The sequence below is a fragment of the Microbulbifer sp. SE14 genome (genome assembly GCF_059834885.1).
This window is the reverse complement of record NZ_JCBAJA010000003.1, coordinates 55857-77869: the sequence shown is the minus strand read 5'-3', so window position 1 is coordinate 77869 and position 22013 is coordinate 55857. Positions and strand designations below refer to the sequence as shown.

General features: G+C 62.3%; 23 protein-coding genes. 15 read left to right on the top strand and 8 right to left on the bottom strand.

Annotated features, from left to right (window positions below):
- Positions 1-326: 326 nt before the first annotated feature.
- Complete coding sequence (locus tag AC6R19_RS03420; protein ID WP_500578122.1) at positions 327-656, top strand: DUF1330 domain-containing protein; 330 nt, start codon at positions 327-329, stop codon at positions 654-656.
- A gap of 24 nt (positions 657-680) precedes the next feature.
- On the opposite strand, the gene speB is transcribed toward AC6R19_RS03420, so the two are convergent.
- The 5 genes from speB to AC6R19_RS03395 form a co-directional block, all read right to left on the bottom strand.
- Positions 681-1559 (bottom strand): agmatinase, encoded by an 879-nt coding sequence (speB, locus tag AC6R19_RS03415; RefSeq protein WP_500578121.1) that lies wholly within the window; start codon positions 1557-1559, stop codon positions 681-683.
- Positions 1560-1703: 144 nt separating this feature from the next.
- Positions 1704-2954, bottom strand: a complete 1251-nt coding sequence (gene nspC / locus AC6R19_RS03410; RefSeq protein WP_500578119.1) for a carboxynorspermidine decarboxylase — start codon at positions 2952-2954, stop codon at positions 1704-1706.
- Positions 2955-3018: 64 nt separating this feature from the next.
- Positions 3019-4227: a saccharopine dehydrogenase family protein gene (locus AC6R19_RS03405; protein WP_500578118.1), complete on the bottom strand. Its 1209-nt coding sequence runs from the start codon at positions 4225-4227 to the stop codon at positions 3019-3021.
- Between the two features lie 188 nt (positions 4228-4415).
- On the bottom strand, positions 4416-6338 hold the full coding sequence (speA, locus tag AC6R19_RS03400) for a biosynthetic arginine decarboxylase (protein WP_500578116.1): 1923 nt from the start codon (positions 6336-6338) through the stop codon (positions 4416-4418).
- A gap of 239 nt (positions 6339-6577) precedes the next feature.
- Complete coding sequence (locus tag AC6R19_RS03395) at positions 6578-7354, bottom strand: DUF6515 family protein (protein ID WP_500578114.1); 777 nt, start codon at positions 7352-7354, stop codon at positions 6578-6580.
- Positions 7355-7742: 388 nt separating this feature from the next.
- On the opposite strand from AC6R19_RS03395, the gene panC reads away from it, so the two are divergent.
- Together panC and panD are read left to right on the top strand one after the other, a co-directional pair.
- Positions 7743-8591, top strand: a complete 849-nt coding sequence (gene panC, locus AC6R19_RS03390) for a pantoate--beta-alanine ligase (RefSeq protein WP_500578112.1) — start codon at positions 7743-7745, stop codon at positions 8589-8591.
- A 13-nt stretch (positions 8592-8604) separates the two neighbouring features.
- Positions 8605-8991 (top strand): aspartate 1-decarboxylase, encoded by a 387-nt coding sequence (gene panD / locus AC6R19_RS03385; RefSeq protein ID WP_500578110.1) that lies wholly within the window; start codon positions 8605-8607, stop codon positions 8989-8991.
- A gap of 65 nt (positions 8992-9056) precedes the next feature.
- On the opposite strand, the gene AC6R19_RS03380 is transcribed toward panD, so the two are convergent.
- Both AC6R19_RS03380 and AC6R19_RS03375 read right to left on the bottom strand, forming a co-directional pair.
- On the bottom strand, positions 9057-9521 hold the full coding sequence (locus AC6R19_RS03380) for a GNAT family N-acetyltransferase (protein ID WP_500578108.1): 465 nt from the start codon (positions 9519-9521) through the stop codon (positions 9057-9059).
- A 78-nt stretch (positions 9522-9599) separates the two neighbouring features.
- Positions 9600-9953: a cupin domain-containing protein gene (locus AC6R19_RS03375; RefSeq protein WP_500578106.1), complete on the bottom strand. Its 354-nt coding sequence runs from the start codon at positions 9951-9953 to the stop codon at positions 9600-9602.
- A gap of 242 nt (positions 9954-10195) precedes the next feature.
- Between AC6R19_RS03375 and acs the strand changes: the two genes are divergently transcribed.
- From acs to AC6R19_RS03335, 8 genes are all read left to right on the top strand, one after another.
- Complete coding sequence (acs, locus tag AC6R19_RS03370; protein WP_500578104.1) at positions 10196-12133, top strand: acetate--CoA ligase; 1938 nt, start codon at positions 10196-10198, stop codon at positions 12131-12133.
- Positions 12134-12241: 108 nt separating this feature from the next.
- Complete coding sequence (locus AC6R19_RS03365; RefSeq protein ID WP_500578102.1) at positions 12242-12613, top strand: GFA family protein; 372 nt, start codon at positions 12242-12244, stop codon at positions 12611-12613.
- Between the two features lie 32 nt (positions 12614-12645).
- Positions 12646-13197, top strand: coding sequence for a hypothetical protein (locus tag AC6R19_RS03360; RefSeq protein WP_500578100.1), 552 nt, complete (start codon positions 12646-12648; stop codon positions 13195-13197).
- Positions 13198-13209: 12 nt separating this feature from the next.
- Positions 13210-13713, top strand: a complete 504-nt coding sequence (locus tag AC6R19_RS03355) for a GNAT family N-acetyltransferase (RefSeq protein ID WP_500578099.1) — start codon at positions 13210-13212, stop codon at positions 13711-13713.
- Positions 13706-14122 carry a hypothetical protein gene (locus AC6R19_RS03350; protein ID WP_500578097.1) on the top strand — a complete coding sequence of 139 codons (417 nt, stop codon included), beginning with the start codon at positions 13706-13708 and terminating at the stop codon, positions 14120-14122. The genes AC6R19_RS03355 and AC6R19_RS03350 overlap by 8 nt, the downstream gene beginning before the upstream one ends.
- A 22-nt stretch (positions 14123-14144) precedes the next feature.
- Positions 14145-14654 carry a DNA-deoxyinosine glycosylase gene (locus tag AC6R19_RS03345; RefSeq protein ID WP_500578096.1) on the top strand — a complete coding sequence of 170 codons (510 nt, stop codon included), beginning with the start codon at positions 14145-14147 and terminating at the stop codon, positions 14652-14654.
- A gap of 121 nt (positions 14655-14775) precedes the next feature.
- Positions 14776-15153 carry a VOC family protein gene (locus AC6R19_RS03340; protein ID WP_500578095.1) on the top strand — a complete coding sequence of 126 codons (378 nt, stop codon included), beginning with the start codon at positions 14776-14778 and terminating at the stop codon, positions 15151-15153.
- Positions 15154-15157: 4 nt separating this feature from the next.
- A complete protein-coding gene (locus tag AC6R19_RS03335) occupies positions 15158-15541 on the top strand; it encodes a DUF6632 domain-containing protein (protein ID WP_500578094.1) in 384 nt (127 codons plus the stop codon).
- A 9-nt stretch (positions 15542-15550) separates the two neighbouring features.
- On the opposite strand, the gene AC6R19_RS03330 is transcribed toward AC6R19_RS03335, so the two are convergent.
- The gene (locus AC6R19_RS03330; RefSeq protein WP_500578093.1) at positions 15551-16372 is read right to left on the bottom strand and encodes a DUF3298 and DUF4163 domain-containing protein; all 822 of its coding nucleotides are present in this window, start codon (positions 16370-16372) and stop codon (positions 15551-15553) included.
- Between the two features lie 280 nt (positions 16373-16652).
- Here AC6R19_RS03330 and katG point away from each other — a divergent pair, with 280 nt between their 5' ends.
- The 4 genes from katG (at position 16653) to AC6R19_RS03310 (ending at position 21902) form a co-directional block, all read left to right on the top strand.
- Positions 16653-18857: a catalase/peroxidase HPI gene (gene katG, locus AC6R19_RS03325; RefSeq protein WP_500578091.1), complete on the top strand. Its 2205-nt coding sequence runs from the start codon at positions 16653-16655 to the stop codon at positions 18855-18857.
- Positions 18858-18978: 121 nt separating this feature from the next.
- On the top strand, positions 18979-19965 hold the full coding sequence (locus AC6R19_RS03320) for a serine/threonine protein kinase (RefSeq protein WP_500578090.1): 987 nt from the start codon (positions 18979-18981) through the stop codon (positions 19963-19965).
- Positions 19966-20195: 230 nt separating this feature from the next.
- Positions 20196-21017 carry a serine O-acetyltransferase gene (gene cysE / locus AC6R19_RS03315; protein WP_500578089.1) on the top strand — a complete coding sequence of 274 codons (822 nt, stop codon included), beginning with the start codon at positions 20196-20198 and terminating at the stop codon, positions 21015-21017.
- Positions 21018-21101: 84 nt separating this feature from the next.
- Complete coding sequence (locus AC6R19_RS03310) at positions 21102-21902, top strand: GNAT family N-acetyltransferase (RefSeq protein ID WP_500578088.1); 801 nt, start codon at positions 21102-21104, stop codon at positions 21900-21902.
- Positions 21903-22013: the final 111 nt, after the last annotated feature.

The window sequence follows — 22013 nt, the reverse complement described above, 5'->3', positions numbered from 1 at the left end:
CTGCAATCGCCCCTTCGCCACGCCTGCGGGTTAAGAAATGTGAAATGCAGGACAAAAGCGTTGATAGACGCCTGTCGGCAGCGGCGCTACCTTGCGCCAATGGAAAAGGAAAACCCGTCGGTCGGCGACCTGGTGCGCCACTGACGCCAGCGGCGGCGCCTGAGTCACCGCCACCGCAGCCCTGCTGCCTTCCCAACTGGAAATGGATTTCCCGCCGCTCCGGCGTAAAAAGGCGGGCACTCACCGCAGCGGTAATCGACGCGGAGGCTCAGCGCCGGTAACTTGCCCCTGTTCATCCGGCCAACAGACTGATACAGGGAGGCACCATGCCCGCTTACGCCATAGGACATCTGCACAACGTGAATGTGGGAGAGGACATCGTCGAGTACCTGCAGAGGATCGACGCCACACTGGCGCCTTACCGCGGGCGCTTCCTGGTGCACGGCGGGCCGTTTGAATCCCTGGAGGGCAACTGGGGCGGCGACCTGATCATTATCGAATTCCCCGACCTGGACAGCGCCAGGAACTGGTACGAGTCGGCGGCCTACCAGGAGATACTGCCGCTGCGCACGCGCAACAGCGAAGGCGACGTGATACTGATCGACGGGGTATCGGCGGCCCACAGGGCCACCGATGTGCTGGAGCGGGTTGTGTAAGGGGCGGCGGGCGCCGCCTCAGCATTAAACCCTTCTGGTGCGTTGCACTATACCCATCAGCTTGTACAACAGCTGGGCGGCGGCGAAGTCGTAGGCGTGGAAGCCCTCGATGGGGGCGAATTCCAGCAGATCGAAGCCGATGATCTCCCGCTGCCTGGCTACCGACTCGAACAGGTTCAGGGTCTGGTACCAGCCGAGACCGCCGGGCACCGGGGTGCCGGTGGAGGGAAAGACCGACGGGTCCATGCCGTCGATATCCAGGGTGAAGAAGACCTTCTTCGGGAAGTCCTCCGGCAGCTCGAATTCCTGCACGTTGGTGGGCACCAACTGGTGCGCGTCCAGGTAGTGGACGCCGTATTTCTCCCGTGCGCCCACCTCCTCCTCGCAGTAGGCGCGGATGCCCAGTTGGAACAGTGGTATGCCCGCCTCCACCACCAGGCGCATCACGCTGGCGTGGCTGTGCTTCTGGCCTTCGTAGCGGTCGCGCAGGTCCGCATGGGCGTCTATCTGCACCACGCCGAAATCCTCGATGCCCGCGTCCAGGTAACCCTTGATCACGCCCCAGGTGACCGAGTGCTCGCCGCCGATACCCACCGGCATCTTGCCCTGCTCCAGCACCTCGCGGGTGGCCGCGGCGATATTGTCCATCACCTGCTCCGGCGTGCCGGAGACATTCACCGGGCTGCGGGTGTAGATGCCCAGCTCGCAGGGATAGGAGAAATTGTCGAAGGTCTCCAGCTGCCAGGAGGCCTCGAGGATCGCCGCCGGGCCCTTGCCGGTGCCGCCGCCGTAGGAGACGGTTTCCTCGTAGGGAATGGGCAGTATGTGGAAGAGGGCCTCTTCCGGTTTCGGCTGTTCGATTTCGGAGCCGAGGAATATCGGGTAGTCGTTTTCTGAGAGCATTTTGCTGCACCTGGTTTGCGGGGCGGCCCACAGGCCCTCTCCCCGGCCCCTGTCCCGCAAGCGGGAGAGGGAGCTAATCTTTTGATTTAGTGCCGTAGGGTGCGCCCTGCGCACCGTTCAGGCCAATGGTGCGCACGGCGCACCCTACGCGCATCCGCCGTTTTCGTCACCGGAACTCCGCTCGAGTATTTTCCAGTCCCGCCCGGACAGGCGGCCCTTGAAATCCTCGTAGCCGAACTCCTTGACGATTTTCAGTTCGTCGGTCTTGGAATTCCACAGGGCTATCGCCGGCAGCGGTATGCCGTTGAAGGTGTTGGTCTTGACCATGGTGTAGTAGGCCATCTCCTCGAACACCAGCCGGTCGCCGACTTTCAGCGGATCGCTGAAACTGTATTCGCCGATACTGTCCCCGGCCAGGCAGCTCTGGCCGCCGAGGCGGTAGTCGTGGGGCAGTTCGCCGGGGCGGGCGGCGCCGGTGATTTCCGGGCGGTAGGGCATCTCCAGCACGTCCGGCATATGGCAGGTGGCGGACGCGTCGAGGATGGCCTGGTCCCGGCCGTTCCAGGCGATATCCACCACCTCGGCCACCAGTATGCCGGCGAACAGCGAAATGGCCTCACCCGGCTCCAGGTAGACCTGCACCCGGTGTTTGTCGGAGAAGGCGCGCACCGCGTCCACCAGCTCGTCCACCTGGTAGTCGCAGCGGGTGATATGGTGGCCGCCGCCGAAATTGATCCACTCCATCTGCGGCAGCAGCTGGCCGAATTTTTCCTCCACCGCGGCGATGGTGCGTTCCAGCGGCTTGAAGTCCTGCTCGCACAATGTGTGGAAGTGCAGGCCGCTGATGCCGTCCAGGTCCTCGCCGTCGAACAGCGAACGCACTATGCCCAGGCGCGAGCAGGGGGCGCAGGGGTCGTAGAGTTCGGTGTGGCCCTCGGAGTGCTCGGGGTTGATGCGCAGGCCGAAGCGCAGTTCCGGCCTCTCTTTCTGCGCCTGCAGGCACAACTCCTTGTAGCGCTTCCACTGGGAGAAGGAATTGAAGATCACGTGGTGGGCGAACTGCAGTATTTTCTTCAGTTCGTCCTCCTTGTAGCCGGCGCTGAATACGTGCACCTCCTTGCCGAGATCTTTGCCGCCGTACTCCTCGTAACCGAGTTTCGCCTCATACAGGCCGCTGGCACAGGTGCCGGACAGGTACTCGGCGACGATGGGGCCGGTGCTCCACATCGAGAACGCCTTCAGCGCGGCCAGCACCTTGGCGCCGCTGCGCTGCTGCACGTCGGCCAGCACGGCCAGGTTGTCGCGCAGCGCCCGCTCGTCGACGACGAAGCAGGGGGAGGGGACGCGGGTGGGGTCGAAGTTGCCGAAGTAGTCTATTCGCGGAGTCAAATCCATTGGAGAACTCGCAGTAGTCGCTGTAGGCGCCTGCAAGCAGGCTCCTACAGGTGGTCGATGGATTTTATTGGAATGGCTTGTCCAGCCAGGTCTCCTGCCACGGCAGGCCGTACTGGTTCAGGTCGTGCATAAACGGATCCGGATCCAGCTGTTCCATATTCCACACGCCCGGTTTCATCCACTTGCCCTCCAGCATCATCTTGGCGCCGATCATCGCCGGCACGCCGGTGGTGTAGGAGATGGCCTGGGACTTGACTTCCTTGTAGCACTCCTGGTGGTCACAGATGTTGTAGATGTAGTAGATCTTCTCATCGCCGTCCCCTGTCCTTTCCTTGGGGATGCCGCGAATAATGTTGCCGATGCAGGTCTTGCCCTTGGTCAGCGGGCCCAGGCTGGCCGGGTCGGGCAGCAGCGCCTTCAGGAACTGGATGGGCACGATTTCCTGGCCCTGGAATTCGATCGGCTCGATGCTGGTCAGGCCGACGTTCTGCAGCACCTCCAGGTGTTTCAGGTAACTGGCGCCGAAGGTCATCCAGAAGCGCGCGCGCTCGATTTCCGGATAGTGCTTGGACAGGGACTCCAGCTCTTCGTGGTAGAGCAGGTAGATGTCCTTCTCTCCGATACCGGCGGGGAAGTCGAATACGCGCTTCTCCTCCATCGGCTTGGTGGTGACCCACTCGCCGTTTTCCCAGTAGCGGCCGTTGGCGGTGATCTCGCGGATATTGATTTCCGGGTTGAAGTTGGTCGCGAACGGCAGGCCGTGGTCGCCGGCGTTGCAGTCGAGGATGTCCAGGGTCTTGATGCGATCGAAGTGGTGTTTCTTCGCGTAGGCGGTGAAGACGCTGGTCACGCCCGGGTCGAAGCCGCTGCCGAGCAGCGCCATCAGGCCGGCCTTCTCGAACTTGTCCTGGTAGGCCCACTGCCACTTGTACTCGAACTTGGCCTCTTCCGGCGGCTCGTAGTTGGCGGTATCCAGGTAGTGCACGCCGGTTTCCAGGCAGGCGTCCATGATGTGCAGGTCCTGGTAGGGCAGGGCGACGTTGATCACCATGTCCGGCTTGACCTTATCGATCAGCTTCACCAGTTCCGGCACATTGTCCGCGTCCACCTCGGCGGTGTCGATCTTGCGCGGCAGCATATCGGCGATTTTGTCGCACTTGCTCTTGGTGCGGCTGGCGAGGGTGATATTCTCGAACACCTCCTCGACCTGGGCGCACTTGTGCGCAACCACCTGGCCGACGCCACCGGCGCCGATAATCAGTACATTGGCCATAAAAATCTCCTTATTTTGCGAATCTGTTTTAGATGGCGTGGACTTGCCGAAGCTGATTCACACCTTGTAGGAACGGCGGGGCGGCCTTCCGCCCATGGCCGCGATCGGGCTATCCGGATGTGCGGGAGTCCGATCGCGGCCATGGGCCGCTCCTACTGCACAATCTTGCGAGTCCCGAGTCCCGAACTTTATTTCTCGAAATAGGTATAACCGCTCATGCTCGCCGTATAGGTATGCAGTATCTGCTTGCGCTGCTGCGCACTGATCCTGCCATCCTTGACCGCCCGCTCCGCCAGCTTGCGGAAGCGTTCGAACAGCTCCTGCGGCTGGTACTCCACATAGCTCAGCACGTCGGCGATGCTGTCGCCGTGAATCTCGCGACTGTAATCGAAACTACCGTCGTCGTGAATGCGCACGCTGACCACGTTGGTATCGCCGAACAGGTTGTGCAGGTCGCCGAGGGTCTCCTGGTAGGCGCCCACCAGGAAGGTGCCGAGAATATAGTCCTCGCTCTCCTTGACCCGGTGCAGGAGCAGCGTCTTGTGCTCCTCCTGGCGGCCGATAAAGCGGTCTATCTTGCCGTCGCAGTCGCAGGTGATGTCGGCGATGATCGCAGAGCGGGTCGGCGCCTCGTCCAGCCGGTGGATCGGCACCAGCGGGAATACCTGGTCTATGGCCCAGATGTCCGGCAGCGACTGGAAGACGCTCATATTCGCATAATAGATGTCCGACAGCACCTCCGGCAGCGCCTGCAGGTCCACCGGTACTTCCTCCGCCTCGTCCAGCAGCGCGCGGATTTTCTGCGCGCCCTGCAGGAAGAGGTTTTCCGCATTGGCGCGCTCGCGCAGGCTGACCTGGCCGTGCAGGTAGAGGGAGCGTACCTCGTCGCGATAGTAGAGGGCGTCGTTGTAGCTCTCCTGCAGGTTCCTGGCGCTGATGCTGTTCACCGCGTCCTGCAGGTTCAGCAGCATCTGGTGGTCGCCCTCGGCGATTTTCGTGTGCTCCAGTTCGACGGGCTCGAAGCGGGTGGTGTCGAGGATATCGAACAGCAGCACCGACGAGTAGGCCACGGTGGCGCGGCCGGACTCGGTGATGATCACCGGGTGGGCGACACCCTCGCTGTCCAGGGTGCCCATGATGGCCTCGACCACGTCCACACAGTACTCGTCCAGGGAGTAGTTCTTGGAGTGGGTGTAGTTGGTCTTGGAGCCGTCGTAGTCCACCGCCAGGCCGCCGCCCAGGTCCAGGTAGCCCATGGCCGCGCCTTCCTCCACCAGGTCGGCGTAGTAGCGGCAGGCCTCCAGCACGCCGGTGCGGATGTCGCGGATGTTCGGCACCTGGGAGCCCAGGTGGTAGTGCAGCAGCTTAAGGCAGTCGAGCATGTCGTGGTGGCGCAGCTGGTCCACCATTGCGATCAGGTCGTTGCTGCCGAGGCCGAAGATGCTGCGGTCGCCGCTGGTGGCGTTCCAGTAGCCGCCCACCTTGGAGGCGAGCTTGACCCGTACACCGATGTTGGGGCGCACATTTTCCCTTTTCGCGCAATTGACGATGGTGTCCACCTCCGAAGGCGTCTCGACCACGAAGAAGATCTGCACGCCGAGGCGCTGGGCCTGCAGGCCCAGGTTGATGAATTCCTCGTCCTTGTAGCCGTTGCAGATGATCAGCGATTCGGTGTTGTCGAGGATCGACAGGGCCGCGATCAGCTCCGCCTTGCTGCCGGCCTCGAGACCGTGGTTGAACTGGCGCCCGGCCTTGGCGATCTCCTCGATCACCTGGCACTGCTGGTTCACCTTGATCGGGAAGACGCCGCGGAACACATTGCCGTAGCCGCAGGACTCGATCGCGCGGGCGAAGGACTGGTTGATGCGCGCTATCTGCGCGTCCAGCAGGTTTTCGATCCGCAGCAGCAGCGGCAGGCCGAGGCCGCGCTCAGTGGCGCCGCGGGCAATATCCATCAGCGACACGCTGTGTGTCTCGCCAGCGGGATTTTCCACGCGAACGGTGATTTCGCCGGCTTCATTCAGGTCGAAATAACCGGCGCCCCAGTTGCGGATTCCATAGAGTTCTGCGGAGTCTTCGCAAGTCCAGGCTTGTACTTGTTGCTGTTTCATGGCGCCTATCTGATTGGTGTGTGGCGGGGCGCGAATCTTGGGCCCAGTCGGGGCGGAAAGCAATAACTATAGATAAGAAAAAGGCTATTTTTTAGCGGATAAAAATCAAATTTTCATTCGGTTTCTGGCGCCAGTTTTCCGCCTGTTATTTTTGAAATTTTATTCAGTTTTTGCCTGCGGAATTAGGAACACAAAAAAGCGGCCCGGGGGCCGCTGAAGTAGGGGTGGTAAAACGGGAGTCAGAGAAAGATGCCGGGGTTGTCGACCACGCGGTAGCCGCGGCCGTCCCACAGATAGTAGGTGCCATAGACCACGTAGTAGTTGTAGCCGCCGTAGACCACGGTCACCGCGCTGGCGGGCAGGCTGTACACCACGGCGCCGATCGGCGGGGGCGCTACCACATAGCCATAGTCGTGTGGGCGGTAGAAGATGCCATCGCTATAGAAGAAACCCAGGCCGCCGATGCTGATGCGCACAAAACTGCTCGGCAGGTGTCTCCAGCGATAGCCGTAGTGGTAGTGCGACGGGCGCCAGCGGGGCCTGTGGTGGCGGTAGCCGGTGCGGTAGACGGGCCGGTGCGGCTTGTGGTGGCGAGCCCAGGAGTAACCGTGCTTGCGGTATTTGCGGTCTCCGCGGTGGCCGTGGCCCCAGTCCCGGCGGTCGCGGTCCCAGCCGCGCTTGTGGTGCCAGTCACGATCCCTGTGGCCCCAGTCGCGCTTGTGGTGCCGGTCGCGATCGCCGCGGTGATCCCAGTCGCGCTTGTGGTGCTTACCGTGATCCCCTCGGTGATCGTCGCGCTTGTGGTGCTTGTCGTCGCGCCTTTTCGGCGGCCGATGCCCGCGGTCATGTTCACGTCTTTCGCCGCGGGCCCTGCGACGCTCCTTGTTGACGGCGTCGCGCAGTGCGGAACCGCTGGCTTCCTGATTGCCGCGCCAGCCATGGCGGTCGTCGGCCAGGGTCGGCGCAGCGATCAGCAGCAGGGCGGCGGTGGCGATCGCAGTGACTATCTGTTTCATGGGGCTATTCTCCCGAGCGCTGATGGCTCTCTCCCGGGGGCTGATGGCTCTCTCCCGGGGGCTGATGGCTCTCTCCCGAGGGCTGATGGCTCTCCAGTGCCGCCAGAGCGGCTTCTCGTACTGTGGGAGCCAGTGTGCCCGCCGGGGACTGAATCTTTCCTGAACCGATAGCGATTAATTCGTTCGGTTTCGCCCCCGGGCAGGTCCCGCCAGCGCCGGGAAAAAACCGAACGATGATTCTGGTTTCCGGCCTTTAGCGGCAGATCGCGACCAGTTGGCCACTTTATTGCCGAACTTGGGCCAACTAGCTCTCCTGGCCATCTATTGTCGCCCCTCCGCCCAGCGAGTATGATGCCGCGCTGATTCAGTCACAGCGGTAGTGATCGCGATGCAAGTCTTCCACCACGTGGCCAGCCTGCGCGAGGCGCTGGCGCAGGCCCGCAGCGACGGCAAGACCGTCGGCTTCGTGCCCACCATGGGCAATCTGCACGACGCCCATATCGAGCTGGTCAAAACGGCCCGGCAGCACTGCGACCTGGTGGTGGTGTCCATCTTCGTCAACCGGCTGCAGTTCGGCCTGAACGAGGACTGGGACAAGTATCCGCGCACCCTGGAGCAGGACATGGCGCGCCTGCGCGCTGCCGACTGCGATTTCCTCTTCCACCCGGACGAGAACGAGATATACCCCAACGGCATGGACGAACAGACCCGGGTGGTCTGCCCGGCGATGACCGACGTGTTGTGCGGCGCCAGCCGCCCGGGCCACTTCGAGGGGGTCACCACGGTGGTGACCAAGCTGTTCAATATCGTGCAGCCCGACAAGGCGGTGTTCGGTATCAAGGACTTCCAGCAGCTGGCGGTGATCCGCCGCATGGTCGAGGACCTGTGTATCCCGGTGGAGATTGTCGCCGCGCCGGTGCACCGCGAGGCGGATGGCCTGGCGATGAGTTCCCGCAACAGCTACATCACCGAGCAGGAGCGCCCCAAGGTGGCAGTGCTGAACCAGTCCCTGAACTGGGCCAAAGGTGAAATCGAAGGCGGCCGCCGGGATTTCGCCGCACTGGAAGACGAGGCCAGGAAGCGCATCGAGAAGGCCGGTTTCCGCGTCGACTACTTCTCGATCTGCAACAGCAAGGACCTGCAGCCGGCCGCCGACGACGACAGCGAGATCACGATCCTCGGCGCCATCTACACCAGCGCCGCGCGCCTGATCGACAACGTATCCCTGGAACTCTGAGGGGAGGGGAGACATGCAAATCGAAATGCTGAAATGCAAGCTGCATATGGCCGCAGTGACCCAGGCCGAACTCTGGTACGACGGCTCCTGCGCAATAGACGAAGATCTGGTGGAGCTGGCCGGGCTGCGCGAATTCGAGAAGATCGATATCTACAACGTGACCAACGGCGAGCGCTTCCACACCTATGTGATACTGGCCGAGCGCGGTTCCGGCATCATCTCGATGAACGGCGCCGCCGCGCGCCGGGTGCAGGTGGGCGACCGCATCATCATCGCCTCCTATGCGCAGATGACGGAAGCGGAGGCGGACACCTTCAAGCCGAAGCTGGTCTACCTGGACGAGAAGAACCGTGTCGAGCGCAGCACCAATACGATTCCGATGCAGTTGGCCGAAGCCTGAGGTTCGATAAGAACACCCTGTAGGAGCGGCGGGGCGGCCAACGGCCGCTCCTGCGCTGCGCATCTTTAAATTTCAATTTTCAATCTTTCCCCCGCCGAATTCCCCGTAAAACCCTCCCTCTTATAAAATTCAACGGTTCTCCGCCACTTCTCCCCCTCCGGCGTGCTCACTTCCAGGCGCGGCCAGTGTTGGGATTTCGCAAACTCGATGGCGTGATCCAGGAGTCTCTTGCCGATGGATTTGGACCTGTGTTCGGGTTTTACATACAGTTCTTCTATTACGCCAAAATAGCCACCGGCATAAATGGCCGCGGACCTGGATACTGTGATTGCGCCGACAAACTCCCCCCGATATTCACACAGGAAGGAATAGAATCCGTCGTCGCGGGACAACAGGGTTTTCGATGTGTCTGCCAGTTTTTCCGGATCGATATTGCGCTTGTGGCCGACCAGATCAGTGAGTAGCCTGAAGACCAAGTCTGCAACGATATTACTTTGTGTTGGCGTTGCCTTGTGAATGGTGAATTTCATTATCCTGCCCTCCTTGTTTTTGCTCCCCTGTAGGAGCGGCGGGGGCGGATGGCCGCCCCGCCGCTCCTACAAAAAAGATTACTCCTCGTAGATGGCGTAAAACTTCTTCACGCTGCCGACAGTCTCCCAACTGCCCTCAAACCCCGCCGGAATACAGAAGGCGTCCCCGGCCGCGACCCGCTCGCTGTGGCCGTCGGCGTCGGTGATTACCGCCTCGCCGTCGATGATGTAGCAGAACTCGTCCTCGCTGTAGCTGAGCTTCCATTTGCCCGCGTCCGACGACCAGACGCCGCAGAAGAAATTCTCCCTGGCGTTGGTAAAGAAGTGCTCGGTCATCTGCCGGGGGTTGCCCGCCAGCAGCTTCTCCGAGGCCACCGGGCCCGTTTCGACCTGGCCCCGGCCCTCGGCGACGCGCAGCAGTTTCTTCGACATATCCGTTCTCCGTAAATGTGATCACATTTACCATTGTGCCAGTCCCGCCGGGGATTGGCACGCAAATAGTCCGACTGGAGGTGGAAGCGGGCCGTCCGCGGGCTATGATGCGAACTAGAATTGGCAGTCACGTTGTTTGACAGCGTTGTCATCATTTGTCCGGCAATGTTATAACTGGCCGACCATTGCCGAACTCAGCCCGGCTGAAGATCGGCCAGATAATTCTAATAAGGGAGAAAACGATGTCAGAAGTGCATACCCGCCCCGTGCCCGCAGACTTTGCCGCCAAGGCGCATATCAGCGCGGACGACTACCAGAGGATGTACCGCCAGTCGGTGGAGGACCCGGATGCCTTCTGGGCCCAGCAGGCCAAGGACTTCCTGCAGTGGCAGAAGCCCTTCACGCGGGTGGTCGAGCAGGACCTGAAGCGCGGCCACGCCGCCTGGTTCGCCGACGGCGAGCTGAACGTGACCGTCAACTGCATCGACCGCCACCTGCCGGCCCGCGCCGGGCAGACTGCGATCATCTGGGAGGGCGACGACCCCGCCGAGAGCGAGAAAATCACTTACCGCGAACTGCACGAAAACGTCTGCCGCCTGGCCAACCTGCTGAAGACCCGCGGCGTGCGCAAGGGCGACCGCGTCTGCATCTATATGCCGATGATCCCCGAGGCCGCCTACGCGATGCTCGCCTGCGCGCGCATCGGCGCGGTGCACTCGGTGGTTTTCGGCGGCTTCTCACCGGATTCCCTGAAAGACCGCATCCTCGACTCCGACTGCCGCCTGGTGATCACCGCCGACGAGGGCGTGCGCGGCGGCAAGAAGGTCCCGCTGAAGGCGAACGTCGACAAGGCCCTGGCCAGCTGCCCGGACGTGCACACCGCCATCGTCGTCAAGCGCACCGGCGCCAATATCGATTGGGACAGCAAGCGCGACATCTGGTACGCCGAATCGGTCGCCGAGATGAAAACCGAGTGCGCCCCCGAGCCGATGGGCGCCGAGGATCCGCTGTTTATCCTCTATACGTCCGGCTCCACCGGCAAACCCAAGGGCGTGCTGCACACCACCGCCGGCTACCTGCTGATGGCCACCATGACCTTCAAGTACGCCTTCGACTACAAGGAGGGTGACGTCTTCTGGTGCACCGCCGATGTCGGCTGGATCACCGGCCACAGCTACATCGTCTACGGGCCACTGTGCGCCGGCGCCATCAGCCTGATGTTCGAGGGCGTGCCCACCTACCCGGACGCGTCCCGCTGCTGGCAGGTGGTTGACAAGCACAAGGTCAATATCTTCTACACGGCGCCGACGGCGATCCGCGCATTGATGGGCGCCGGCGACGAATACGTGACCCAGACCGACCGCAGCTCGCTGAAACTGCTCGGCACCGTCGGCGAGCCGATCAATCCTGAGGCCTGGGAGTGGTACTACAAGGTGGTCGGCGACGAGCGTTGCCCGATCGTCGACACCTGGTGGCAGACCGAGACCGGCGCCCACCTGATCACGCCCCTGCCCGGGGCCACGCCGCTGAAGCCCGGCTCGGCCACCTTCCCGTTCTTCGGCGTGCAGCCGGCGCTGCTGGACGAGAAGGGCAGGGAAATAGAGGGCGAAGGCGAGGGCGCGCTGGTGATGAAATCCAGCTGGCCGTCGATGATCCGCAGCGTCTTCGGCGATCACCAGCGCATGATCGACACCTACTTCTCCACCTTTCCCGGCTACTACTTCACCGGCGACGGAGCCCGCCGCGATGCCGACGGCTACTACTGGATCACCGGCCGCATCGACGACGTGCTCAACGTCTCCGGCCACCGCCTCGGCACCGCCGAGATCGAGAGCGCGATAGTGCTGCACGAGGACACCGCCGAGGCCGCGGTGGTCGGCTACCCGCACGATATCAAGGGCCAGGGCATCTACGCCTATGTGACCCTGAAGGCCGGCCACGAGCCGAGCGACGCATTGCGCCAGCAACTGATCGACCTCTGCGTCAAGGAGATAGGCCCCATCGCCAAACCCGACATCATCCAGTGGGCCCCGGGCCTGCCGAAGACCCGCTCCGGCAAGATCATGCGCCGCATCCTGCGCAAGATCGCCTGCAACGAGCTGGACAGCCTCGGCGACACCTCGACGCTGGCGGATCCGTCGGTGGTGGACGAGCTGATCGAGCACAGGGCCAATCACTAATTGGCGAAGTAAGACAAGCCGGGCAAAGCCCGGCTTTTTTATGGAATGAAATCCCGTACTATTGGAGATCAGCTGTTGCAGGGAAGCAGGTAGCAGAGGGAGAAGCAGATGGTAGATGCAATGTACCAGGGCGGGTGCCACTGCGGCGCCACCCGCTTCGAGGCCAGTGGGCCGCCCAAATTCGTCGGGCGCTGTCATTGCGACAGTTGCCGGCGTACCACCGGCGGGGCTTTTTCGACCTGGGTCGGATTCAATGACGATCAGGTTGAATGGCTGTCGCCGGCGGCCTTCTATCGCAGCTCGAAAGGTGTGAGACGCGGCTTCTGCAAGCGCTGCGGAACGTCCATTTCCTATCAGGGGGACCAGTGGGCCGGCGAGAAGCATTTCCTGATAGGCGTCTTCGATGATCCGCGACAGTTCGTGCCCACCGGTGATGCATTCAAAGAAGAGGCGCTCGATTGGTGCCTCAATGATAAATAAAATGTCCCGAATGTCATGGCGACAAGTGTTCGATGAAGAAAAATAACCTGTTTACTATGGAAATGATGGTGGCTGTTGCGGCAACAGTGATCAGTCTCTGTGCACTTACAGTGTCCATCATGGAAGTGCGCATTATGCGCGAACAGCAATCCGAGGCTCGCAAGGCACAGCGCCTCAGTGTCTGGCCGAATCTCAATTTCTCTACCAGTTATAACAGCAAGGGGCTTGAACTGGCGCTGGAAAACCGCGGTATTGGCCCGGCGATAGTCAAGGATTTTGAGTTTGTTTTCGAGGGTGAGGGTGTTTCAACGCTGCGGGAATCCGTAAGCCGCCTGAAGACTTTGAATCCGGGGTTGAGCAGCTACGAAAGTACCTATGGTGGTGTATATAGCGGGAGGGTTATCTCGGCGGACCAGAGTCATACCTATTTGTTTATCCCCAAAGGGGATTTTTCTAGCGTGGTCTGGGGTGACCTGGTGTCGGGCAAAATTGATACAAGATTATGCTACTGCTCGGTCTACGATGAGTGCTGGTCTACTACGATCGGCACTATGGAAGTCCGGGCTGTACGGCAGTGTAACTGACGGGAGAAAATCATGATTCTTCGCCCGGCCAATATTGGCGATCTCGAACTGCTGCGTTACTGGGACGAGCAACCCCATGTGATCGCCGCCGACCCGAACGACGACTGGGGCTGGGAGACAGAGCTGTCGCGCTCCCCCGACTGGCGTGAACTGCTGATCGCCGAACTGGACGGCCGCCCGATCGGCTTTATCCAGATTATCGATCCGGCCCTGGAGGACAGCCACTACTGGGGCCGGGTGCCGGACAATCTGCGCGCTATCGATATCTGGATCGGTGAAGCGGACGACCTGGGTAAGGGCTACGGCACCCGGATGATGCAACTCGCGCTGGAGCGCTGCTTCGCGCCGCCGGAAGTCGCCGCGGTGCTGATAGATCCGCTGGCGGGCAATGTCCGCGCCCACCGCTTCTACGAGCGAATGGGTTTCCGGTTTATCGAGCGGCGCCGGTTCGGCGAAGATGATTGTTTTGTCTATCGTCTCGAACGCGCGGATTGGAAGGAAATTTGTCTTGAATGAGCAGCAGTACCTTTGTGAGCACTACAGATTCAACGCAGAGCAGCGACTGAAGGGCTTCAACTTTTTTGTCGTGCTGTCGATGTTTGCCGAGGGCGGTATCTTCACTGCGGTGGAGAAGGGTTTCCACCCGCTGAGCCTGGCGCTGCTCGGCGGCTTCGTCGTGATACTGTCGGCAGTGTTCTGGCTGGTGGATGCGCGCAGCCGCGAGCTGCTGAGCCTGGCGGTGCCGGCGTTGAAGCGGCTGGAGCGGGATCTCCCCGAATCGAGTCGCATCTTCTCCCGCGACAGCGCACAGAAGGGTACCGTTGTCCGCTATACCTTCGCGATCCGCTCACTGCTGATCGGCCAGTTTATCTTCGGTGCCGGCGTGGCCTGTTACGGGCTCTACTATTGCCTATTCCCGCAATGAACCCGGCCCGCTGCAGGTTGCCATGACCACAGTGCACAGCTTTGCACCGATAGCCGCCCCCGATGCGACGCGCCTGATTCTCGGCTCCATGCCCAGTATCGCCTCGCTGCGCGCACAACAGTATTACGCGCATCCGCGCAACGCCTTCTGGAAGATCATCGAGGCGGTACTGGATCTGGAGTCGGGGCTCGGCTACGAACGGCGCTGCGCCGCGCTGACCGAAAATCGCATCGCCCTCTGGGATGTGCTGAAGAGCTGTACCCGGTCCGGCAGCATGGACTCCGCCATTGTCGAGTCGACAATAGTGCCGAATGACTTCGCGGCCTTTCTCAGCTCCCATCCGAAAATTACCCGCATTTATTTCAACGGCGCCAAGGCGGAGCAAATGTATCGGATGCATGTGCTGCCCAGGCTGCCGGACATCCTGGGAAGCATTCCGACGCTGCGGCTGCCATCGACCAGTCCCGCCCACGCCGGCATGCACTTTGCACAAAAGCTGGCGCGCTGGCAGGTCATTTTGCCCGACGAGTGATACTGTTTTGACGCAAGCCGGGGCGGCCAATGCTATAAATAATCTGGTCCATCGGGCGGTGGCCACCAGCTGTGGCTGCACAGGTGTCCGGCGGCGGATAACGGGATTCTGGAGGGCAACCATGCTGGATCATATTGGCGTTCATGTGCACAGCTACGAGCGCAGCAAGGAGTTCTATCGCCTGGCCCTGACCCCCCTCGGCTATAAGCTGATCCTCGAGTACGCCGACTGGGCCGGCTTCGGCTGGGCCGACAAGCCGGATCTCTGGATCAAGGGAGGCAAGAGCACTGCGCCGAACCTGCATATCGCCTTCCGCGCCGAGGACAGGGATACGGTGCGTGAATTCCACAAGGTCGCGCTGGAGGCGGGCGGCAAGGACAACGGCGCACCCGGCGTTCGCGAGCAGTACCATCCGGATTACTATGCGGCCTATGTTCTGGATCCGGACGGGCACAATATCGAAGTCGTCTGCCATATTCCGGGGGACTTGGAGGAGTAGTCCGATGGATAACGCAACCCGGCTCAAATACCTGAAAATCGCGCTGGTCATTTTCGGACTGATATTTATTTTCGCCATCTACCCGCTGATGATGTGGATCTGGCCCTCCGGATGGGGCTGGACACCGCGGCAGCCGGAATACGAACAGATGATCACGGGCGTCTACGCGACCCTGGGCGTCTTCCTGATCCGTGCGGCGAAGGACCCCACGGCCAATGCCAGCCTGATCTGGTTCGCGGTCTGGTCGAGCATAGTGCACGGCGGCATCATGCTGGTTCAGGCGCTGGTGGACGCGACGGAGCGGGCCAACCTGCTCGGCGATGTGCCGGCCCTGTTCCTGGTCGCCGCGGTTCTCTGGTACCTGATGCCGAAAAAAGCCCGCGCCTGACCTGTTCCGTTATTTCTGCTTTCCATTGCGTTCCGGCAGATACTGCTCGCGCACCAGGCCGTGCAGGTCCTCCCAGGGTATGGTCAGCTGCACCGGGCCGAGGACATAGGGTCCCAGGACATAGACGTCGTACAGCAACACCAGGCCCTCATCGGTCAGACGGAAATCCTCGCTGCGCTGGAAAGGCCACATCTGGCGGTACTCGCGGTTGGCTCCCGGCTGCTCGTCCAGCCAGCGCCGGTGCGCCGCCTCGGCCTCCTTCCAGAACGACTTCTCCTCGCCCTCCCGGATTACCTGGCCCAGGGGGATGCTCGCGGCGGTGGCCAGATCCCAGTTGAGCCAGCGCACACTCGGCATGCCGTGGGCGCCGCCGGTATAGAGATAGCTGTTGATCTCCACGGTGAGCAGGTTGCCGCGCCGGGACAGGCGCCTGGCCTCGCCGCTGAGCTGCCAGGGGGCGCTGCTCACGGCCTCCACCTGTGCCGCCTCGGCGAGAAAACGATTGGCGATCTCTTCCAGGCCGGTAGCGGATGTCTGGTCTTCGCCGTTGCCCTGCAGCTGGCGGATCAGCAGCCGCAGGACGGTTTTGTTCAGCGCGGGCCTCTGTTCGAACACCTCGCGCCTGATCGAGACGGTCGCACAGTCCTGGCCGGCGGCACAACCGTCCGCCCGCCGCTCGAAGGTTTTCAGGCTGGATTCCAGTTTGCCGATGGGGACCTCGCTTTCCGCGGGTTGCCGTTCCCGTTTGCCGTCGCAACCGGCCAGCGCCAGCAGTGCGGCGAGCAGTGCGGTGGCGGCAATGGATCTTGTGGCGTTTTTTCCTGTCGGCATAGCGATTCCGTGTCGATTCGATTCGGGTCCGGGGCCAAGTGTAGAGTCTAAATCCGACAGCCGCGCAGCCGCCCCGGAAGAGGCCGGGAAAACTGTGCGGTAACCGCCGGCAAACAAGCCTGTAGAAAATCTATCGCTGTAATTTGTTTTATCTATCGATTAAGGATAACTGAATTGCCGGCTGTTATCAGAGCGATAATTAAGTCTAATTTCTCCGTCATTGCGCATCCCTATAGGCTTTTGCCGTGCAATAGTCAAAGCAATAAGGAGCGCAAATCCAATGTTTAAGAGAACCCTCCCGCTGGCGGCGGCACTGGCGGTAGCCATCACGGCTAACGCCAAGGAGGCCCCCATGTCCAACCAGGACTGGTGGCCCGAGCAACTCAACCTCCAACCCCTCCGTCTGCACGCCGACAAGTCCAGCCCGATGGACGAGGGTTTCGATTACGCAGAAGCCTTCAGCAGTCTCGACCTCGATGCGGTCAAGAAGGATATCGAACAGGTGCTGACCACCTCCCAGGACTGGTGGCCGGCGGACTACGGCCACTACGGTCCCTTCTTTATCCGCATGGCCTGGCACAGCGCCGGCACCTACCGGGTCTACGACGGTCGCGGTGGCGCCGGCGGCGGCCAGCAGCGTTTCGAGCCGCTGAACAGCTGGCCCGACAACGTCAGCCTGGACAAGGCGCGCCGCCTGCTGTGGCCGGTGAAACAGAAATACGGCAACAGGATTTCCTGGGCGGACCTGATGGTGCTGGCCGGCAACGTGGCCCTGGAATCCATGGGCTTCGAAACCTTCGGCTACGCCGGTGGCCGCGAAGACGAGTGGGAGGCCGATGTCGTCTACTGGGGTTCCGAGCGCGAGTGGCTGGGTGCCGACAAGCGCTACCGGGGCGACCGGAAACTGGAAAAGCCGCTGGCCGCGGTGCAGATGGGCCTGATCTATGTCAACCCGGAGGGCCCCAACGGCAACCCCGATCCGCTGCTCGCCGCCAAGGATATCCGCGAGACGTTCGGCCGCATGGCCATGAACGACGAGGAGACCGTGGCCCTGATTGCCGGCGGCCACACCTTCGGCAAGGCTCACGGTGCGCACAAGCCGGAAGAGTGCCTGGATGCGGCGCCGGCGGGCGCGGCGCTGGAAGAGCAGGGTTTCGGCTGGAAGAACAAGTGCGGCAAGGGGCACTCGGAAGACACGGTTACCAGCGGCCTGGAAGGCGCCTGGACCGCCAGCCCCACCATGTGGAGCAGCCAGTACCTGTCCAACCTGTTCGCGTTTGAATGGGTCAAGAGCAAGAGCCCGGCGGGTGCCACTCAGTGGGTGCCGAAGAACGCCGACCGGCTCAAGTTCGTGCCGGATGCCCACATCAAGGGCAAGAGCCATGCGCCCATCATGTTCACCACCGACCTGGCGCTGAAATTCGACCCCGAGTACCGCAAGATCGCCAAGCGCTTCGTGGAAGATCCCAAGGTGTACCAGCTCGCCTTTGCCAAGGCCTGGTTCAAGTTGACCCACCGTGACCTGGGCCCGCGCGCGCGCTACCTGGGTGACGAGGTGCCGGAGGAAACCCTGATCTGGCAGGACGCGATCCCCGCTGTCGATTACACCCTGATCGACGACAGGGACATAGCGGCGCTGAAAGCGAAGGTGCTGGACTCCGGCCTGACGGTGCCGCAACTGGTCAGAACCGCCTGGGCCTCCGCTTCCAGTTTCCGCGGCACCGACATGCGCGGTGGCGCCAATGGTGCGCGCATCCGCCTGGCGCCGCAGAAGGACTGGGCCGTGAACGACCCGAAGGAACTGGACAGAGTCCTGGATCGCCTGGAGCGCATCCAGAAAGACTTCAACCGCAAGTCCGGTGACAAGAAGGTCTCCCTGGCCGACCTGGTCGTGCTCGGCGGTGCGGCGGCCATCGAGCAGGCCGCGGAAAAAGCGGGCTACGACATCGAGGTGCCCTTCAAACCCGGCCGCAACGACGCGACCCAGGCGCAGACGGACGTGCAGTCCTTCGCCTTCCTGGAGCGCAAGGCGGACGGCTTCCGCAACTACTACAGCAGCGAGGCCCATCTCGCTCCGGTGGACATGCTGATCGACAATGCCAACCTGCTGACCCTGAGCGTTCCGGAAATGACCGTTCTGGTCGGCGGCATGCGCGCCCTGGATGCCAATCACGGCGGCTCCAGGCACGGTGTCTTCACCGACAGGCCGGGCACCCTGAACAACGACTACTTCGTGAACCTGCTCGACATGTCCACCAAGTGGTCCAGGTCATCAAAGGAGAATGGTCTCTATGAAGGCCGCGACCGCAAGAGCGGCAAGCTGAAGTGGACCGCCACCCCAGTGGACCTGGTGTTCGGCTCCAACTCCGAACTGCGCGCCGTGGCCGAGTTCTACGCCCTGAATGGCAACGACAAGCAGTTCGTACAGGACTTCGTCGATGCCTGGACCAAGGTGATGACCCTGGACCGCTTCGACCTGAAATAATCCACTCCTCACAGGATGGGCAAACGGAAACGGCGGTGCCCGCGGGCACCGCCGTTTCCGTTTGTCCCCGGCACCCGCGCCGCGTTAGCATAGCTGCCCTATGTAATGCCCGGGATAGGTTATGCCCCAGAGCCACCACCCCTATGAAGCCCTTACGCCGGACGTGGTCATCGACTGTGTCGAGAGTGTCGGGCTGATCTCCGATGCGCGCATCTTCCCCCTGAACAGCTACGAAAACCGCGTCTACCAGGTGGGTATAGAGGGCGGTGAGCCGCTGATCGCCAAGTTCTACCGCCCCGGGCGCTGGAGCGACGAGCAGATACTGGAGGAACACCGCTTCAGCCTGGAACTGGCCGCGGCGGAGATCCCGGTGGTCGCACCGCTTGAGTTCGACGGCCGCACGCTGATGGAGGCGCAGGGCTTCCGCTTCGCGCTCTTCCCGCGCCGCGGCGGCCGCCAGCTGGAGCTGGACAACTTCGAACACCTGGAACAGGTGGGCACCATGCTCGGGCGCATTCACGCCATCGGCAGGACACGGCCCTTCGAGTTCCGCCCGGCGCTGACCCTGCAGCACTTCGCCATCGACAGCCGCGAATTCATCCTCGCCGGCGACTTCCTGCCGCGGGAGAACCGCGCCGCCTACGAATCCATCACCGGCCATATCATCGAACAGATAGCGCCGCTGTTCGAGCGCGACTGGGACACGCTGCGCCTGCACGGCGACTGCCACAGCGGCAATTTCCTGTGGCGCGAAGACACCCCCTGGTTCGTCGACCTGGACGACTGCCTGACGGGGCCGGCGATCCAGGATATCTGGATGCTCATTTCCGGCAACCGCGCCGAGCAGACCGCCTACCTGGACGCGGTGATCGAGGGCTACGAGACCTTCGCCAGCTTCGACCCGCAGGAGCTGCAATTGATAGAGCCGCTGCGCTGCCTGCGCCAGATGCACCACGCCGCCTGGCTGGCGCGACGCTGGCGCGACCCGGCTTTCCCACAGGCCTTTCCGTGGTTCAATAGCCCGCGCTACTGGGCGGAGCATATACTGGCGTTGCGGGAACAGCAGTCGGCGCTGCAGGAGCCGCCGCTGACACTGGGAGCGGTATAAATCGCAGAAGTATTGTAGGTTGGGCTGAGCTCAGCGAAGTCCAACGGCGGAAGTGGCCCCGGCATGTTGGGGCATACGACTTTTCGGCTAGCACGAGGCGAGGCCCTGGCGGCGGTGGCCATCCGGGAAATATTTACCGATGAGGTTTTTTGCCGGATGGCCACCGCTGCCAGGGCCGATCGAAGCTCCTGAGCTGGCGGCATTCCCAATTTGATAAGGAGTCAGTACAGATGGAAGCGATTCGAACAAAGACCGAGGCGGACGAGCTCTGGCAGCAGATCCGCACCGACGTGGCCCAGCAGGTGGAGCGGGAGCCGATACTGGCGAGCTTCCTGCACGCGACCATCCTGAATCACAACACGCTGGAATCGGCACTCAGCTTCCACCTGGCGAACAAGCTCGACAATGCCGTGGCACCGGCACTGCTGATCCGCGAGGTGATCGACGAGGCGCTGGAGGCGGATCCGGCCATTGGCCTCGCCGCGCGCGCCGACCTGAGTGCCGTCTACCAGCGCGACTCCGCCTGCAACTCCCTCTACGAACCCTTCCTCTACTTCAAGGGCTTCCACGCCCTGCAGGCCTACCGCGTGGCCCACTGGCTGTGGCAGCAGCAGCGCCGCTCCCTGGCGCTCTTCCTGCAGCACCGCATCTCCGTCGTGTTCAGCGTCGACATCCACCCGGCGGCGAGACTCGGTGAAGGCATACTGCTGGACCACGCCACCGGCATAGTGATCGGCGAGACCGCCGTGGTCGAGGACAATGTGTCGATCATGCAGTCGGTGACCCTCGGCGGCACCGGCAAGGAGAGCGGCGACCGCCACCCCAAGGTGCGCCGCGGTGTGCTGATCGGCGCCGGCAGCAAAGTGCTCGGCAACATCGAAATCGGCGAGTGCGCCCAGGTCGCCTCCGGCAGCGTCGTGCTCAAATCGGTGCCGGCGCACAAGCTGGTTGCCGGCGTACCGGCGCGGGTCATCTGCCGGGCCAGCTGCGACCAACCGGCACTGTCGATGGACCACTGCGCCCTGACCCAGGTCGACAAACAGCTGCCCTGATTCCGATCTGCCACCCTCGCAGGTTGGGGTTCGCAAAGCTCACCCCAACCTACACTTGTCTTCCCAGCCGCTATTCTTGTACCAATGAAATACAGTCTCAGCGCCAAAAACCTCGTGTGCCGCAACCTGGAGGACCGCGCCGCTTACTGCGCCGGCCTCCTGAACCCGGACCATACAAAAGAAATCACCGGCGTGCTGCGCAGCGACAGCGGCCTGCTGTCGCACACCTTCAACCAGGCGGTGACCAACACGGTAATGCCGACGCGCATACTGCAGCGCTTCGTCGTCGACTATTTCGCCGAACGCCACAGCCCCTTCACTCTCTGGCACTGCGCGAGCAAACCCCTCGACGACGCGGAGCTCTCCGAACTGGGACTGAAGCGCAAGGAATCGCTGGTGGCCATGGCGGTGGAAGTGCAGCGGCTGGCGGCAGACGACGAGCTGCCGCCGGAGCTGCAGGGCAAGCTGGAAATCGTGCCGGTCGCGAGCGAGGAGTTGGGCAGCTACGGCGACATCCAGGCCGCGGTGTACAACGGCAACCGCGAGGGGCCGCAGATCAAGAAGTTCTACCACCTGCTAGAGGAGATGCCGGAGCAGAAGCGCAGCCGGCTGAAATTCTTCCTCGGCAAACTGGAAGGCAAGGCAGTGGCCGGCGGCTGCCTGTTCGCCTCCGCCGACGCGCTCGGCTTCTGCGACCTGGTCACCCTGGAAGACTACCGCGGCCGCGGCATTGGGCGGGCACTCTTCCACCACCTGGTGGCGCAGGCTCTGACCAGCCATCACAAGCACGCGGTGGCCCTGGCGCCGGCGAACCGGCAGCAGCTGCTGCTGGAGGCGGGTTTCTTCGCGGTCGGCGAAGTGGCCCAGTACCGCTTCGAGCCGTAGCTGGTGGATGCGCCCGGCGTGGACTCGCTTGGCGCTTATCCACCCTACAGAAAATCTGTGCCGTGGACGTAGGGTGGATAAGCGCCAAGCGCATCCACCACTAGCATCGCC